Genomic DNA, 16419 nt, shown 5'->3' with positions numbered 1-16419 from the left:
GGAGAGATGCAAAGGTTTTTGCTTTTTAAGAGGCATTACTATCTTAAATATACTTTATTGGCAGCAAATTTTTTTGCCTTCACTTTAAGGTAAACTACATTTAGGTGCCCATAGGGTATTTTTTTATCCTGCCCTTTGTGTGAGACCTAACTTAGCTTGCACTTAACCATTAGAGTAACCCCTCAAACGCCTCTGCCGTTGTAAGGATCACTAACGCAAAATTCTCTCGATACGTTAATTATGAAGCATATAAGTTATGTGGGGAATTTTCAGAAATTTGGAACTTTTCTTGCATGGTGCTATAATAGTGTGGCCTATCGTATTACTGTTCATTATTTTCAAAAATCTATGGCTGCAACTATGCGTATAAAGGAGATGATAATTCCTCAATATGTTCGGTCTTTAAATAGACCTTGACTCTATGTTATACATATCACAATAGGTCGCTAATCCCTTTTTTCCGGATGAGGTCTTGCAAATTTAAGATTGAGGAGGATGTTTAGAAATATGAAGCAATTAGGTCTTAAACGAGATTTATCCCTCTTGGATTTAACGTTTATTGGGGTTGGCGGCATCATTGGCTCCGGCTGGCTTTTAGCCTCTCAGGCTGCTTCTTCAGTAGCTGGTCCGTCTGCCATTCTTTCCTGGCTTATAGGAGGTATCGCCATCATCCTTGTAGCCTTAGTCTATGCCGAGTTAGCCGGCATGTTGCCGGAGGCCGGAGGCAGCGTTCGCTATCCCCAGTATTCCCATGGAAGCTTAGTCAGCTTTATCATTGGCTGGGGAGGCTGGCTTAGCTGGGTAGCTACTCCTCCTGCTGAAGCCGAAGCCATTACTCAATATGCCAACAATTATTTCCATATCTTTTTTAATGACAAAACTGGGCTGCTTACGATGAGCGGACTAGTGGTTTCTATACTTTTAACCGCCTTATTTTTTGTAATTAACTACTTTGGTGTTAAACTCTTTGCTAAAATCAACACAAGCATTACCTGGATCAAATTCGTGATACCCGTGGGTACTGCCATTTTAATTATGACCTTCGGCATGCATCCCAGCAACTTCGTCTCTCATGGAGGATTTTTTCCGAACGGATTTTCTGCAACGTTAATGGCCGTCGGCAGCTCAGGTATCATCTTTTCCTTGCAGGGCTTTCGCCAAGGTGTTGAATTGGCCGGTGAAGCGCGGAATCCTAAACGGGATGTGCCTCTTTCTGTTGTTTTAGCCGTTCTTATCTGTGTCGGTATTTATGTTCTTCTGCAAATTGCCTTTATTGGAGGGCTAACACCCACCATGTTGAATAAAGGCTGGTCTTCCTTAAGTCTTGACGCCCCATTTGCTCAACTCGCTGCCGCCGTTAACTTGGGCTGGCTGGCTATCATTTTACAAGCGGATGCCATGATTTCTCCAGGGGGCACCGGCTTAGTGTATACGGCATCAACCGCCCGTGGAATTCTAGCCATGGCGGAGAACGGGTACCTCCCCAAAACCTTTCTCCACATTCATCCCAAATGGAGAATTCCATCCCATGCCTTAATCTTCAACCTAATTATTGGCATTTTGACTCTCCTGCCATTTTCCTCTTGGAATAAGATTATTGCCTTTGTCTCTGTTACAGGAGTTATCAGTTACCTTTTGGGACCGGTGTCTGCCAGTGTATTACGTCGAACTGCTCCAGAACTCGAACGACCAACGAAACTCCCTGGTTTGACCATTCTCTCTCCGCTCGCCTTTATAGTAGCAGGTCTAATCGTCTATTGGACCGGCTGGCCCAATACCGGATATGCTTTAGGAGCAGTCGTCGTTGGTCTTGTCATTTACTTCTATTATTATCTTAAAGGTAATTTTCGATCCAGACATTTGCAGGCAGGTCTATGGTTTGCTGTCTACCTCATATTCATTATCGTCTTTTCCTATATTGGCAGTAAATCCTTTGGTGGTCTGAATCTCATTCCCGCGCCATACGACACCATCCTTTTTGCAGTCTTTAGTCTGCTTGCCTTTTTTTGGGCTACACGCTCAGGTTATCGCACGGAGGAAATTATTGAAACCAGCCGAAAAATTGCTGACGGAGAGTATTAAAGTTTCAATAGCAGTGAACTCGTTCAGCTAAAGCTGAACATCGGGACTTTAGATGGGGACTCTACCCCACCATAAGTTTACAAAGACCCCCCGCTTATAGAAATGGGATAAGTCAATAATGGGTCCCGCATCGCTGACTGAAGTGATGCGGGACCCATTATAATTTATACTTTAGTTCAGCCTAAAATTCGCACCAAATAATTGTTTTCTAATAAATACGTTTTCCAAACGCAGAACAAATTAACCCAACCGCTAACTCTGCCGTCTTGTTCTTATAATCTAAAATAGGATTTACTTCCACCATATCCATGCTTATAAGCAGGCCGGTTTCAGCAATCAATTCCATTGCTAAATGTGCTTCACGATAAGTTATTCCTCCGGCAACAGGTGTCCCTACACCTGGTGCTTCTAAGGGGTCAATAACATCCAAATCAAAACTCACATGGATTCCATCTGTTTCCAGAGACGCCCTGCGAATTGCTTCATGGACAACCTCTTTCATTCCTCGCTGGTCTATATCGTTCATCGTGAAGACGGTAATCTTAGAGCGACGCAGCATTTCCCGCTCTTCAGGGTCCATATCTCGTGCGCCAATGATTACTGTATTTTCTTCTCGTATTTTCTTCTGCTCCCCCCCAATCGAAGTTAACTCTTTCGCCCCGATGCCATTAGCTACGGCCAGAGGCATTCCGTGAATATTACCGCTGTTCGTCGTTACAGAGGAGTTATAATCTCCGTGAGTATCAAACCAAATCAAGCCAAACCGCCGGCCACTTAAGGCCAGTCCTGCTAAAGAACCGATCCCTAAACTATGATCACCGCCGAGGATCAAAGGAACTCCCCCCTCTTTGATTACCTCGGCAACTTTGAGATGAAGCTGCTCGTTAACCTTGGCAATTTCCTCTAAATACTTTAGCAGTTTATTATTAATTTCACGTGTCTCAGGAATCGGAACCTCCAAATTGCCAAGATCCTCGACCTTCCATCCCAGCCGCAGCAACTCTGCGTTCAACCCGGCATAGCGCATAGCACTTGGCCCCATATCTACTCCACGCCGATCTGCTCCAAGATCAATGGGCACCCCGATAATTCGAATGACCCGTCCGTTCACTTAGGTTCCCCCTCGCTCAATCTTCTTGGTAAATTAATTAATATAACGCTTATGGACAAACGGAGAAGTCATGGCCCCCAGCAATCCCCTATAATTCAGATTAAATTCAACCACCGAGCCTACCGATAATTCCGGGGCACCTGTGACATCCACGATCAGATGATCCGAACTCGCCCCAAAAATCCTAAGTCGTTCATCCCGCAATATTAAGCCCTCAGTCGGAACATCCTGTCGTCCTAAAGCGATGATCCCTCGTTTTCTCCATCCTTCATCAGTGAACTTGGGAATTTCTCCAAAAGCGTCCTGACCAATTGAACCTAACGGAACGGTTGGTTTATCATAACTTTCCAAAATCTCAGCCCTTAAAATAAAGGCATCAGAAAAGGCACCGGGCAGAGGTTGTCGGTTAACGGTCTCGCAACCTAGAACAATTCCTTCACCGATTCGCAGTTGATTAATTCGAGCAGGGACCTTGCCGCTCTGAAGAAGCGATAATGACGCAGAATTCCCTCCGGAGATAACCGGTAGAGAAATTCCAAATTCTTTTTCTACTCCTTCGGCCAGCTCAACAAGTTGTCCTAAATTTTCGGGCGTGGGAATCACGCCGCCATAGCAAGCTAAATTAACTCCCAATCCTTCCAATATTAAACCCTTTAGGCGGAGTACTTGAGAAACCAATTGAGATAATTCCTCGGGCCATATTCCCTCTCGCAAATCCCCCATCTCCACCATGAGAATCACCCGATGTGTTTTGTGGTATCTTAAAGCCGCTTGAGAAAGAGCCTGCAAGACTTCCCAATTTGAATTTAAACTTACTTCAGCCAATATAACGGTCTCATCAACCTGAGAAAGCCCCGGCAAACGTAAAAGCATCAAAGGAGTGTCCGGAAAGGCCTTTTTTAAATGCGCAAGATTTTCTAACCGAGAATCTGCCAACATCCTTATTCCTCCCGCTAACATTGCTGCAGCAATTTTGGATTCACCTGAAAATACTTTGGTTACGCCAACCACTTCAACTTGATAAGGATCAGCAATCCGCTTTAATACATCAACATTCTTGGTAATCTTAGTAAGGTTAATCACTATTTCGGGTAAGCTCATGCCGTTTTCCTCCCTCTAATTTTCTATCTCAAGTGATTTGCGCAAAAGCAGCCAGGATCCTTGGCGATACGTTGTCGTCAGCACTCCCAAAGATGCCATAATATAATCTGTATCCAGCATCAGGGCCACTTCTTCTCTTGGAAGCAAAGCGTCCCCCGCCTGTTGATAACTTTGCCTTATCATTCCCAACCCGTTCGGTAAACGTGTAAGTGCCCCACCCGTTCCTACGATCCAACGAATTCGCGTTAGATCACGTCCATCAACACGTGTAACTCTGCCATTTGTTCCATAGTAGTGGCGATACCTGCCACTATGTCTCAAAAGAGCGATCCTTATCGCCTCAGTGGTCAATTCCGAGCTTAGAGCCACCTCTTCCGGAGTTCTCGGAACTGGTTTTAAATAGTTAGCCCAATCCCGACCGTGATGCTCCGATATTTTTTCCTTCCCTGTAAGCTCGACGATACTTTGAGCATTGACATAGACTCCAAGATCCCCTTCCACCGTTCGTTTTGCTAAAGGTTCCGGCCCAAGGGCTATTTTTTGATTTTCCTCTGCCCCCAAAGTAATCGAATGAACATCCGTCGTTGCTCCTCCGACATCAAACACTAAGACGTCTCCCATTTCACCGTAAAACAGTTGAGCCGCTTGCATTACGGCACCGGGCGTTGGCATGATCCTGCCATTGACAATCTTCCTGATTCCTTGCATCCCCGGAGCCTCGGTAATATGTTGTTCAAAGACTTCCTGAATAGCGCGCCTTGTCGGTTCAATGTTCAGTTGGTCAATCTTCGGGTAAACATTAGGTACAACTCTAACATCCAGATTTGCTTGAGCAAGAATTTTTTGCACACTCGCTGCGACAGCAATATTTCCGGCATAAATTATGGGAATTCGCCAAGTGGTTTGACTAAACCAAGATGCTAGTTTGTTTGCATTTTCAAGAACAACTCGCCGATCGCCATGATCCACCCCGCCGGCTAGGAGCATAATATTGGGGCGGATTTGGAGAATTTCTTCCCAATCTTCCTCTGTCAGCTCTCCGGCAGTTTGATAGCGGACCACCGCCCCTGCTCCCAAGGCAGCTTCCCGTGCAGCACGAGCCGTCATATCGGGCACAAGACCATGAACCGTCATTTTCAGTCCACCGGCTGCCGAACTCGTTGCATAAAAAGGAACGTCCCTCAGCGAACCCACCGGTCCGGTCGTTTTTTCAAGATCGGCAACGGCCCGCCTCAACCCAATCCCTACATCTCCATCAAGCACGGTGGTAGGGGAAAGACCTTGCCCAAGCAAGCGCGGGTTAGTCGTGTCCAAACCATCGAAGGCATTTACCACGGTTGTCGTGCTGCCGATTTCAGCCACCAGTACCTTTCTCATGGCTAATCCCTCACTTTGACCGGGAAATGCTCCTCCCGATACTTAACCAGAAAGCTGGCCACATCAATCCCTTTGGTTCCCCTTCCAAACCCGGCATCCATTCCCCATTCCCTGGCTAATTCATTGGTAACTTGCGTCCCTCCTCCTACAAGAATCAAGCGGTCGCGAACTCCACGTTCAACACACAAATCATGTAATTTTTGCATATTAAGACGATGCATATCTCCATGAGTAATAATCGTGCTAATCAAAATAACTTTAGCGCCTGTCTCTAGGGCAGCATCCACTACTTTGGCGATTGGAACGGAGGTTCCTAGGTAATGAAACTTCATTCCAAACCCTTCTAATCCGCCGTGTTTGATATCCAGAATTTCCCTCAACCCCACCGAATGTTCATCGTCCCCGACAGTGGCGGCCACCCCCAGCATTGGCCTCTCCTGAACTTTCTGGCGAATAAGCTCTGCGCTGAGCCGCTCCTCTGCTTCCGGTATTTTAAGTGTCAAGGGATTAATCGTAACTCCTATTTTACCCTTGACTTCTAAAACCGTTCCCTCCGCAGGGTGCATGACTTGTTTATGAATAACCTCAGTTTCCTTCCACCCCATTTGTTTAGCGATCTCTAAGGCCGCAAAATGAGCTGTCCGAATATCCGTCGGCAAAAACAAGGTCATACTGATAACGCCATCCCCTGCCCATTGGACTTCAGGGGTTAACGTTTCCTGACGGTAAGGACGGCTTTTCTCCAGACGCTTATTGACATTGTCCTCTTCATCAAGTTCATCAATCCATTGAATTTTTTCCGGCACACAAAGAGTGCAGCCGCCGATCTTGTCACATATAGTCTCTACCCCTTCCGGTCTGTGATTATCGCCAAAGTGTCCGCAAACCGGAGCAAAATAATCACGAGCTCGAGGTAAAACCTCTGTTCCCACTCCCCCTTTAATATCTCTGACGATTCCGTCACCATTCCGTTCCGGATAAAACCCCGAATCCACGAAGAACCCTTGTTGAACCGCTTCGAAATAACCGCCTGTCTCCAGGATTTCTTCGAGAAACAAAACGGCTCGTTCCTTCAGTTCACGCACCCGGTCTCCTAAGATCCCCTCCCGTTTAATCCCGACCATTTCCTGCAAGCCGTCTAACCCCACCAATGCCTGCTTGGCCGTGTTTAGGCCATTCACCGTGTTATAGTGCCAGGGAACATTACGCCCTTCATCCGGAGTGATGGTACTTTGAATATCCGCGGAAGTGAGGCGGGAAAGCAGAACATTCAGGGTATGAGTGACAGTCACTTCCCGTGTATCAGATTCCATATATTTGGTATTCATTTGCGCCCGCATCCGAAAGCCGGCAAACAATTCCCGTAAAGCCACAGCGTAGGGCAAATCCAAACGCAGCGCCGGTGCAGGTGGTGCTGTTGGGGGAACGGTTGAAAGGCAAATACGATCTTTAGGCATCCCCACTTTGATAGAATAGGCACAGTTTATAGCGTGCTGAACCAGTAGTTCCGGCATCACCTTCCAAGCTTCACGGGCTGTAGCGTTTGCATTATGTGCCCCGTCGATTTGCGCAATTTCAGCCCAGTTCATGACCTTTTTAGCTTCGGCGGCATCAACAAACGAGCGAACAGCATTAATATTCCGATAGAGGACATTATATTGAGGGTCTTGGTGTGCACCATTAACCCCTTCCTCAGCTAAAAGAACGGCAACCTCCGGCCCTGCGACACCACTTACATAAGAATGCAAATTAATCTCCCGACCCACTTCATCTTCGATCAAATCTAATGCTTTGCGGGTTGCCCGCAGTTGTTTGCGGCTAATCGGGACTCCCCCAATTCCTTCCGGTGTCCCTTCAAGCAAACCGTCATAATGGCTTTGTCCAGCGGTTCGAATCACCATAATGTGATCTGCACCATGATATGCAGCCATCCTCATCCGCCTTAAGTCGTCCTCAAAACGCCCGGAAGCAATCTCTGACGTAATGGTACATTCCGGTTGAGGATCAATTCCGCCAAAGAAACCCGCCGCAGGAAGAGGCTGACTGGCTTTTAGCCCCTGAGAGGTCTGAGAGTACGTAAACGGTCCTAACTTCTGCTGAGGAACCGACTTGCGCCAGATCCACCCCTTTCGTCTTGGTCGATAACTTTCCAGATTCCCCAGAATTTGTTCAATATTAAGCTTCTTATGCTGATCCAGTGAACAATCAGGCATTATGCTTCACCTCTCCGAAGAAATCTTTGATTGTCTCCCAACCCTCTCCCCGTGCTAACTTTTCCGCTGCTTGAAGAAGTTCCAAACCTTCTCTTTCCGCATAGCGCCAGACACAATGCCCGGCTCCGTGTTCCAGAACTCCATTCAATAACGCTTTTTCCACGACCCCTTTTGCTGTAAGACTATCCAAACCCATCCGTAAGAGCACAGATCGCTCAATGGAGGGTGACGTATGAGTCCGTGCTAATTCGAGCAGAGGGTCTACGATCTGATTAGTTAATAGCCAAAAACGTTCTTCCAGTTCTTTCTCACTAAGTTCCGCCAGATGTGCCCGCCGCACTTCGTAATCGTCCTTACGCTGCATATCTAACACCCCTTCAAAATCAATATCAATATCACCATCGCTAACTCTATTACTTTTACTATCTAAACCTTCGACATCGAGTATTATCCGAAATGATGGAGTACCTCTTCGATTCGGGCTTGATTCCAGCGTGTTTCCAAGGCCAAGTATTCTTTGTCCTGCTCTGTTAGGCTGGCATAAGGGGTTTCTCCCACGACATTTTTCAGATAGCTCTGTCGAATATGATCCAACTCCAAGTCTTTTACCTGAATCTGAGCCGGATGGACTGGAATAATGATATTTTTTCCCGGAACACTGTCATGCGGATCACCACGCCGCACTTCGATACCGTTTTCCCTGGCAAAGGTCAACTGAGCTTGGGGATGTTTACCCGCTCCGGTATACTCGGTTTCTTGAACAACAATGACCTGATCTTTTCTCAGTTCCTGAGCCAAAGCAAAAGCGGCTGCCAAGGAGGTGTTTCCGGCCGGTCCTCGTTCCAGCCCTTCTAACTGGGCCAAGGCCTCCGTGATATAGAACGCTTCACCCTGAGTCACCGTGACATAACGATCCAGATAACGGAGGGGGCGGGCAGCATTGCGAGGAACATCCGAACGATCGGGACAAATTGCAAAAGGCAAGCCAAAACCAGTATGCCCGGTGGTAAAGGATTTACGATTAAAATCCCGGTCACTGGCCATATGCAACCCTTTGAGGTCAATACTCGCTCCGATGACCTGAGCCGAACAACCGGCTTTTCGCAGTCCCCGTGCCGTCCCGGTAACATTCCCTCCGCCGGCATGAGTAACCACTACGGCATCGGGAACTTGACCGGTTAACCGGCATGTTTGTTCCACGAGTTCATATCCCAAGGTTTCTACTCCGGCAATTCCAAAGGGTGTATAGAGTGAAGCATTAAAAAACCCCGTTTCTTCCAAGAGCTGCAAAAAAACATAAAAGAGTTCCGGCCCAACGGATAACTGAAGAACTTCCGCTCCGTAAGCCTCACACACTCGACTCTTCTCAATAATTTCCGGTTGTCCCTGTCCGCGAGAATCAAAGACTTCCTGAACAATCAGACAAGGAATACCCCTCATAGCGGCCTGAGAAGCAACAGCGGCCCCATAATTTCCGGAGGTTGCGGCAATCACACCCGGATACCCACGTCGTTCCGCTTCATAAACCGACAAGGCTGCGCGGCGCGCTTTAAAACTGCCCGAGGGATTAGCTGCTTCGTCTTTAATAAAAATTCGTGCCCCTTTCCCCGGAGGAGCCACTTCACGAGCCAAAGCTGTTAGATTCCGAAGTTCTAACAAAGGCGTGTTTCCTACCCCTGCTGCTCGTTGGATTCGAGCTGTCTCCTCCAGAGAATAAGCCACCGATCCCATCATTGCCTCATAATCAAATCCCAGTTTGCCAAATTCAAATAAGGAGTAATCAATCCCGATAGCTTTACGCATGATTTCTCCCTTACGGGCCATGACTGCCTCGTAAGATTGGGCTAATGGTTTACTCATCGCCATCCCCCTCTTTCTTTAGCAAAGTCCTTAATTCTTGCCCGATAGCCAAAAGCTCTTTTTGCGGTTCTCCAAATGTATGGTTATAGCGAGGATGAAGCGAAACCAATTTCCCTTCCACCAAACGCCCAATACGGGTGCGAATAGAGACACTCTCCCCCAAGTTCGCTCGCTCATTGACTAAAAAACCCCGCATACGCATCTCCAAGGGAACCTTCTGGGTATCCTCCGGAACTTGGGAAGCCCGTTCGCCAGGTTCCAAAATTACCTTCCAAATTTCTACCCAGTCTCCGCTTACTGCACTTTCTTCAATAATGCTTTCCTTCTCCTTACTCATTTGTTTACTCCCCCTTTCGCCAGGCCAATAGCTCCCGTATATCTCCCATTAAAGCGGCTGGAACCGGTAATTCTGCCATGCTCAATAGTCCTGGGCGAGCCGCTAAAACCTGGGGAATCATGTTCACAGCCATGGCCATGGTTCCAAGCCCGCCTGGAATTTCCGGTTTAATTGCTAAATGAATATCCGGTTGTCCGCTGATGTCGATATAATCTCCTGTCTCAATCCCTTCCAGATGGGGCAAAACTTGCTGGGGATGAATCAATTCAATCTTAGGGACCCCATCAACATACCCAATTGCTGTATGCTGGCAGCCTGCCACTTGACCCGGCTCGACTTTCACATAGGCCGTTTCTCTCTTAACCTTCGAAATAATAGGAAAACGGGTTTCTTCAATTTTGTCCAACTTCCACCCCAACGTTTTTGCTAAGAGATAAAGCGATTCTTTAAACCCAACATGCCCGACAATCCTACCGCTTTGTAACCCCGCCTCGAAGGCTTCTGCACTCACACCCACGCCCTGTGTCTGCATGACCGTGGGGCCAAAGGGAGACAGGTCATTAATCCGAGCGGCTTTAATCTTATCGACCGCCAGACAAGTACCCGTCAACGCCAAAATTAAGGTATCCAGAACAAATCCCGGATTAATCCCCGTCCCAAGAACACTCACTCCATACTCTCTAGCCAATCCGTCAATATGCATCGCCAGCTCAGGTTCCTGAGCCCATGGATAAGCCATTTCCTCCGCAATACTTATAACATTTAAGGAATGTTTAAGAGCTATCTCAATTTGGGGAGTCACTTCCTTGGTAAAAGAAGATGTGGCTAAAATTACAAGATCAGCTTTTTCCAGATTCATTTCTCCCGGTTGTGGCGGTCGCTGAATTCTGACCCCACTCTTAACTCCCCCCAAAAACTCTCCTAAATCCTGCCCAATTTTTTGGGGATCTTGGTCATAAGCATAGACAATCTTGAGCCCGGTTTTTGACTGAATTAAGCGGGCCATACCACTTCCCATGGCCCCCAGCCCCCATTGAATTACACGTATTTCGTTCATACCGTTAACCCTCCTCATCGGCATCTATTTTTAGCTCCTGTTTTCACTGCAAATAGCATTCATTAGAACAAAGTGCTAATTTTCTCTTGTTTCTTTAATATTGCAAAAGTTATGCCATTAAATTACTCTATTGCCCGTTCGCACGCGCAGCATTTCCTATTCACTGCCGTCAAAGATACGATCCTTTAACCTTAAGCTAAATCCGAAAGATTAGCTCGTGGATTAGTCTCCACTGGGGCTATCGCCTAAAATCTTTTTGTAATTCTGCCTGTGAAGCGTTGGTCTGGTTAACGCCTATCATCCGTATTCGCTTGGACAAAATACACTTAACGTACTCACTCTACCGTAAATTTTTTTTTGGGGTCTTACGCAGCGGAGTCATAACTTAAAAAGCAAGATATTTTGCCTTTCTGCAAAATATCTTGCTTTTAAACTTCACTCACTCATTTTTTATTTTATCCCGTTATTAAACCTTACACTTCTTGTCAATGGGGCGGGGCCTTCGTAAACTTCAAGTGGGGTAGCGTCTCCATCTGAAGCCTCGATGTTCGGCTTTAGCTGAACGAGTTCACTTAATCCCGCCTTGAATTTTTTTATAATCTATACTGCGCAGCTTATACTGAAGTAATTGACGTGAAATCCCCAATTGTTCAGAAGCTTTGGTTAAATTTCCTTCAGTCTTCTCCAAAGCTACCCGAATCATACGTTCTTCTAATTCTCGAAGACACTCCTGAAGTGTTAATGTCGATTTTTTCTCCTTGCCTTTTCGCCTCTTTAGTGTGGGGGCCTTGGCTTGTAAGTAATTTGGCAGCTCATTCACCCCAAACTCCTGTTCCGCCATAACCACTCCCGCTTCGATCACATGGGCCAGCTCTCTGACATTGCCAGGCCAGTCGTGATTTTTCAGAGTGAGCAAAACGTCGAAATTAAGAGTTGGAACACTTCGCTGATGTTTATCAGCCATTTGCCGCAAGAAATGTTGAATTAAAAGTTCTATGTCTTCTTTTCGTTCCCGCAAGGGAGGAAGTGCAGTTTCCAAAACGTTAATTCGGTAATAAAGATCGGTACGAATTAGTCCCTGACGAATGCTCTCTTCAGTAGGTTTATTTGTGGTCGCCAGAATACGTACATCGATCTCTTTTTCCCTTAGATCCCCCAAACGGCGAATTCTTCCTTCTTGCAAAACGCGTAATAATTTTGCCTGAAGGTTAAGGCCCATAGAGTCAATCTCATCTAATAAAAGGGTCCCCCCTTGAGCTTGTTCGAACAATCCCGGACGATCAACCGCTCCCGTAAAACTGCCGCGTACTGTTCCAAATAAGATACCTTCCAACAAACTTTCTGGTAAGGCGGCACAATTCTGAGCGATGAACGGTCCATCTGCTCGCGAGCTATAGGTATGAATACTCTGTGCCACCATCTCTTTACCCGTTCCGGTCTCCCCCGTAATTAAAACACTAATCCCGGTATTCGCAGCCCGTTTCGCTTTAGCCAATAAGACAAGCATACTTTCACTCTGGGTCACAATATCATCGAAGCTATAAAAAGAAGATTTTTTTTTCGCCTGATTGCGTAAAGGCGGGTGAAGTTCACTCTGAAGTTGAACTACTTGTTCAGTCAATCGCGCCACCCGACTCAAATCCCTAGTCACTTCAAACGCTCCCACGAACTCTCCCTGGACATAGAGCGGATAAGTATTATTAACACTCGTAATCTTTTCGCCACGAGGATTAAGATACGTCTGACTGACTTGAACTAAAGGATTACGAGTTTGTAAAACGTACCAAAGTGTGCTCGTCTCTTTAGATAACGATGGAAAATTCCGTAATAAACTTTGTCCAAGTACATCTTTCGGATCGAGTCCTTCAATACGGCCCATCGCCCTATTATAGTAGATTGTGTTTCCCTCAAGGTCTACGACATGCACCCCTTCATCTAGTTGGTCCAAAATCATCATTAAGCTGACTTCATTCATATAATTACTCCATCTGCAAAAAATTTTGCCCTCATAATTCTGTTGGAAGAAAGTCAAACCGCCGTTGTATGTAATATTCTAGATACGATAGTATGGTTCTAAAAGCAATCGTAATTTAATGTATAGCAAAGATTCGTGATAACCCTCGATACTCCTTCTTAAACTATTCCTAACCTGGATCAAAATTTCAAATTTTCACACACCTCGCAAATAATGTAGTAAACTTAAATCACTAATACGTGGAGAGGAGTGAAAAGGCTATATTGGAACCCAATTTTTTAAGTGAAAGCCTCTATACTCTACTGGAAAATATTCCCGAAGGAGTCCACATCACAGACCAACAAGGAATCACCCAGTTGTATAATCAATCTGCTGCTAACATTGACGGCATTAATCCTCAAAAAGCTTTAGGAAAACATGTTCTGGAAATGTTCCCCTCTTTAACTGAAGAGACCAGTACCATTCTTCAAGTCCTGCGCACTGGTGAAAGCGTCATCCGTAAGGAACAGGAAATTCGAAACCTTTACGGTATCCCCATTTACCTCTTAACAACCAGCCTGCCTATTCGTGCCAATGGACGAATCGTAGGGGCTATTGATATTTCCCAAAATCTAACCCAAGTTAAACTGCTCGCCGAAAAAATCGTCGACTTACACTCCGATCTCAAACTTCGCCCTAAACGCCCCAACGTCGAACATGCCAATTATACCTTCAACGACATTATTGGCCAGCACCCCGCATTGCTCGAGGTCATTGAGCGAGCTAAAAAAGCCGCCCGAACAGATTCTCCTATTCTCGTGCACGGCGAAACTGGTACAGGAAAAGAATTATTAGTTCAGTCAATACATAACCACAGTCCACGCCGCAACGGTCCATTCATCAGTCAGAATTGCGCTGCCCTTCCCGCTACACTCATGGAAAGCATCCTCTTCGGCACCAGCAAAGGAAGTTTTACCGGTGCTGAAAACCGAATCGGCCTCGTTGAGCTTGCCGATGGAGGAACCTTGTTCCTAGATGAACTAACCTGTCTGGATTTTGAACTACAAGCTAAGCTCCTGCGCTTTATCCAGGAAAAAAATATCCGCCGCATTGGTGACTCCCAGTTAAGGCCTATGAATGTGCGTATTATCACTTCCACAAATATGGATCCGGCGGTTGCCGTCAAAAAAAATCTTTTACGCCCGGACCTCTACTATCGACTCAATGTCGTTAGCTTAAAGCTTCCCCCCTTGCGTGAACGTTCAACTGATATTCCTATCCTTACCCAGCGCTTTATCACAGAGCTTAACCAAAACCTTCACTGCCAAATTTCCAGCATTTCACCCCCCGTTCAAGACCTGTTTAGCAGCTATCCCTGGCCTGGCAACATTCGCGAATTACGTTGCACCCTTGAAGGGGCAATGAACCTCGCTGAAACTGATTCCCTTGAAATAACCCATCTCCCCCCTCATCTATTACAAAAAGCGCTGCCGGATCAGCCAATGAACCTGTCTGACGTAGAAAATCTCCCTCTGCCGGAAGCTTTAGGCAAAGTTGAAAAAACACTTATCTCCTCCGCTCTGGAAAAATCCAAAGGTAATGTTTCTCAGGCCGCAAAAATCTTAGGCCTCCCCCGCCAAACCCTGCAATATAAGATTCAGGCCCTAGGCATTAAACTATAACCCCAACTTCTGACTTCCAAACTCTCTCTACCCTTCAACTTCTTAACTTCTTAACTTCTTAACTTCTTAACTTCTTAACTTCTTAACTTTTAGTTCAAACCTCTTAACTTCTGCCTACTGCTTTAAAACTCCAAAAATTCGGCATAATGCCGGAAAACCAGCAGTTTTCTCTTTCTAAACAGCCTTTAATACGTATGTTAAACGTATTAAAGGCTGTTTTTCTCCGCTAATTGCAGGCGTTTTGCCGCCTCCCAAAAACTTGCGGCGCAGTAGTTATATTGGCATTTATCTTGCAAACATACGAAGTTACTTCAAACGAAGTAACTTCAAAATAATTCCCAATACGCCTCTCAATGTTTCAAATAAGGAGGTCCCAATATGTGCTCACGTCACGACATTTCCAAATGGAGCTCTGTCCCCGATGATCAATGGAATGATTGGCATTGGCAGGTTTCCCACCGCATCACGACGGTCGAGGAACTTAAGGAGGTGATTCCTCTGACTGCCGAGGAAGAATCCGGCATAGAACATTGTCTTGGTACCCTCCGTATGTCCATTACGCCTTACTACGCTTCATTAATTGATCCTGCAAATCCTCATTGCCCAGTGCGTAAACAAGCTGTTCCCACTTCCTTAGAGCTTCACGTAGGAGAACACGATCTTTCTGATCCCTTACATGAAGACACAGATTCTCCAGTCAAAGGATTGACCCACCGCTACCCGGACCGCGTCTTGCTCCTCGTAACCGATCAATGTTCCATGTATTGCCGGCATTGTACGCGCCGCCGAATCGCCGGTCAGACGGATCAGCCCCTTCCCTTGGAAGACTTTAAAAAGGCACTCGCCTATATTCGGGCTACACCCCAAATCCGAGACGTCTTAATATCCGGCGGCGACCCCTTCACCCTCTCCGATGATCGATTAGAACACATTCTTTCCAATTTGCGCGCTATTCCTCACGTGGAAATTATCCGTATCGGCACCAGAATTCCAGTGGTTCTTCCCATGCGCATCACAGATAACCTTGTCCAAATGTTGCGAAAATACCAGCCCATCTGGATTAACACTCACTTCAATCATCCCCAAGAAATCACCCCGTCGGCCAAGGCCGCACTGGCTCGCCTGGCTGATGGAGGAATTCCCCTCGGCAATCAATCCGTTCTTCTCCGCGGAATCAATGATTGCCCCAATATCATGAAAAAACTCGTCCACGAACTCGTCATGAACCGAGTTCGCCCCTACTATATTTATCAATGTGATCTTTCCAAAGGGATCGAACATTTCCGCACCTCAGTGGCGAAAGGCATTGAAATTATCGAAAACTTACGAGGGCATACCAGCGGCTATGCCGTACCAACCTATGTCATCGATGCCCCAGGAGGCGGCGGCAAGATTCCGGTGAGTCCTCAATACCTTATCTCCATGGGGGCCAATAAAGTCATTCTCCGCAACTATGAGGGAGTCATTTGCGTCTATGACGAACCGAATATTCTCCAGGACCAATGTCAGTGTCAATACTGTCAGGAGCAGGACCCCTCAGTCGGCTTGATGAAGCTCTTAAACCATCAAAAAATTTCCCTTGAACCCGAAAATCTCGATCGCCGCCAACGCCACGCCAATTAAAAATGCGACATCTGAAAGGAGT

General features: G+C 46.3%; 12 protein-coding genes. 3 read left to right on the top strand and 9 right to left on the bottom strand.

From position 1 onward, the window contains the following. Window positions 1-507 precede the first annotated feature (507 nt). Window positions 508-2082: an APC family permease gene (locus DESACI_RS08955; protein WP_014826864.1), complete on the top strand. Its 1575-nt coding sequence runs from the start codon at window positions 508-510 to the stop codon at window positions 2080-2082. 208 nt (window positions 2083-2290) lie between these two features. On the opposite strand, the gene rocF is transcribed toward DESACI_RS08955, so the two are convergent. The 9 genes from rocF to DESACI_RS08910 form a co-directional block, all read right to left on the bottom strand. After that, a complete protein-coding gene (gene rocF, locus DESACI_RS08950; RefSeq protein WP_014826863.1) occupies window positions 2291-3193 on the bottom strand; it encodes an arginase in 903 nt (300 codons plus the stop codon). Window positions 3194-3226: 33 nt separating this feature from the next. Then, entirely contained in the window at window positions 3227-4294 is a 1068-nt protein-coding gene (locus DESACI_RS08945; protein WP_014826862.1) for an alanine/ornithine racemase family PLP-dependent enzyme, read from the bottom strand. 15 nt (window positions 4295-4309) lie between these two features. Continuing rightward, window positions 4310-5671: a GlmL-related ornithine degradation protein gene (locus tag DESACI_RS08940; protein WP_014826861.1), complete on the bottom strand. Its 1362-nt coding sequence runs from the start codon at window positions 5669-5671 to the stop codon at window positions 4310-4312. A gap of 2 nt (window positions 5672-5673) precedes the next feature. Further along, the gene (gene oraE, locus DESACI_RS08935; protein WP_014826860.1) at window positions 5674-7884 is read right to left on the bottom strand and encodes a D-ornithine 4,5-aminomutase subunit OraE; all 2211 of its coding nucleotides are present in this window, start codon (window positions 7882-7884) and stop codon (window positions 5674-5676) included. After that, window positions 7877-8248: an ornithine aminomutase subunit alpha gene (locus DESACI_RS08930; RefSeq protein ID WP_014826859.1), complete on the bottom strand. Its 372-nt coding sequence runs from the start codon at window positions 8246-8248 to the stop codon at window positions 7877-7879. Before DESACI_RS08930 ends, oraE begins: the two co-directional genes overlap by 8 nt. An 83-nt stretch (window positions 8249-8331) precedes the next feature. Further along, entirely contained in the window at window positions 8332-9744 is a 1413-nt protein-coding gene (gene ortB, locus DESACI_RS08925; RefSeq protein WP_014826858.1) for a 2-amino-4-oxopentanoate thiolase subunit OrtB, read from the bottom strand. Beyond that, the gene (gene ortA, locus DESACI_RS08920; RefSeq protein WP_014826857.1) at window positions 9737-10081 is read right to left on the bottom strand and encodes a 2-amino-4-oxopentanoate thiolase subunit OrtA; all 345 of its coding nucleotides are present in this window, start codon (window positions 10079-10081) and stop codon (window positions 9737-9739) included. Before ortA ends, ortB begins: the two co-directional genes overlap by 8 nt. Window positions 10082-10085: 4 nt before the next feature. After that, a complete protein-coding gene (ord, locus tag DESACI_RS08915) occupies window positions 10086-11138 on the bottom strand; it encodes a 2,4-diaminopentanoate dehydrogenase (protein ID WP_014826856.1) in 1053 nt (350 codons plus the stop codon). Between the two features lie 568 nt (window positions 11139-11706). Continuing rightward, window positions 11707-13113, bottom strand: a complete 1407-nt coding sequence (locus tag DESACI_RS08910; protein WP_014826855.1) for a sigma-54 interaction domain-containing protein — start codon at window positions 13111-13113, stop codon at window positions 11707-11709. A 263-nt stretch (window positions 13114-13376) separates the two neighbouring features. Between DESACI_RS08910 and DESACI_RS08905 the strand changes: the two genes are divergently transcribed. Continuing rightward, window positions 13377-14774 carry a sigma-54 interaction domain-containing protein gene (locus DESACI_RS08905; RefSeq protein ID WP_014826854.1) on the top strand — a complete coding sequence of 466 codons (1398 nt, stop codon included), beginning with the start codon at window positions 13377-13379 and terminating at the stop codon, window positions 14772-14774. Between the two features lie 378 nt (window positions 14775-15152). After that, window positions 15153-16397 carry a lysine 2,3-aminomutase gene (kamA, locus tag DESACI_RS08900; protein WP_014826853.1) on the top strand — a complete coding sequence of 415 codons (1245 nt, stop codon included), beginning with the start codon at window positions 15153-15155 and terminating at the stop codon, window positions 16395-16397. Window positions 16398-16419 lie beyond the last annotated feature (22 nt).

Source organism: Desulfosporosinus acidiphilus SJ4, assembly GCF_000255115.2.
Taxonomy (GTDB): domain Bacteria; phylum Bacillota; class Desulfitobacteriia; order Desulfitobacteriales; family Desulfitobacteriaceae; genus Desulfosporosinus; species Desulfosporosinus acidiphilus.
The sequence above is the reverse complement of the archived record's forward strand: the minus strand, read 5'-3'. Positions and strand labels throughout refer to the sequence as shown.

What these genes read in the sequence shown, in the direction of transcription:
- DESACI_RS08955 (WP_014826864.1), top strand. Translation starts at nt 508, where the DNA reads ATGAAGCAATTAGGTCTTAAACGAGATTTATCCCTCTTGGATTTAACG.
- DESACI_RS08945 (WP_014826862.1), bottom strand. Translation starts at nt 4,294, where the DNA reads ATGAGCTTACCCGAAATAGTGATTAACCTTACTAAGATTACCAAGAAT.
- DESACI_RS08940 (WP_014826861.1), bottom strand. Translation starts at nt 5,671, where the DNA reads ATGAGAAAGGTACTGGTGGCTGAAATCGGCAGCACGACAACCGTGGTA.
- oraE (WP_014826860.1), bottom strand. Translation starts at nt 7,884, where the DNA reads ATGCCTGATTGTTCACTGGATCAGCATAAGAAGCTTAATATTGAACAA.
- DESACI_RS08930 (WP_014826859.1), bottom strand. Translation starts at nt 8,248, where the DNA reads ATGCAGCGTAAGGACGATTACGAAGTGCGGCGGGCACATCTGGCGGAA.
- ortB (WP_014826858.1), bottom strand. Translation starts at nt 9,744, where the DNA reads ATGAGTAAACCATTAGCCCAATCTTACGAGGCAGTCATGGCCCGTAAG.
- ortA (WP_014826857.1), bottom strand. Translation starts at nt 10,081, where the DNA reads ATGAGTAAGGAGAAGGAAAGCATTATTGAAGAAAGTGCAGTAAGCGGA.
- ord (WP_014826856.1), bottom strand. Translation starts at nt 11,138, where the DNA reads ATGAACGAAATACGTGTAATTCAATGGGGGCTGGGGGCCATGGGAAGT.
- DESACI_RS08910 (WP_014826855.1), bottom strand. Translation starts at nt 13,113, where the DNA reads ATGAATGAAGTCAGCTTAATGATGATTTTGGACCAACTAGATGAAGGG.
- kamA (WP_014826853.1), top strand. Translation starts at nt 15,153, where the DNA reads ATGTGCTCACGTCACGACATTTCCAAATGGAGCTCTGTCCCCGATGAT.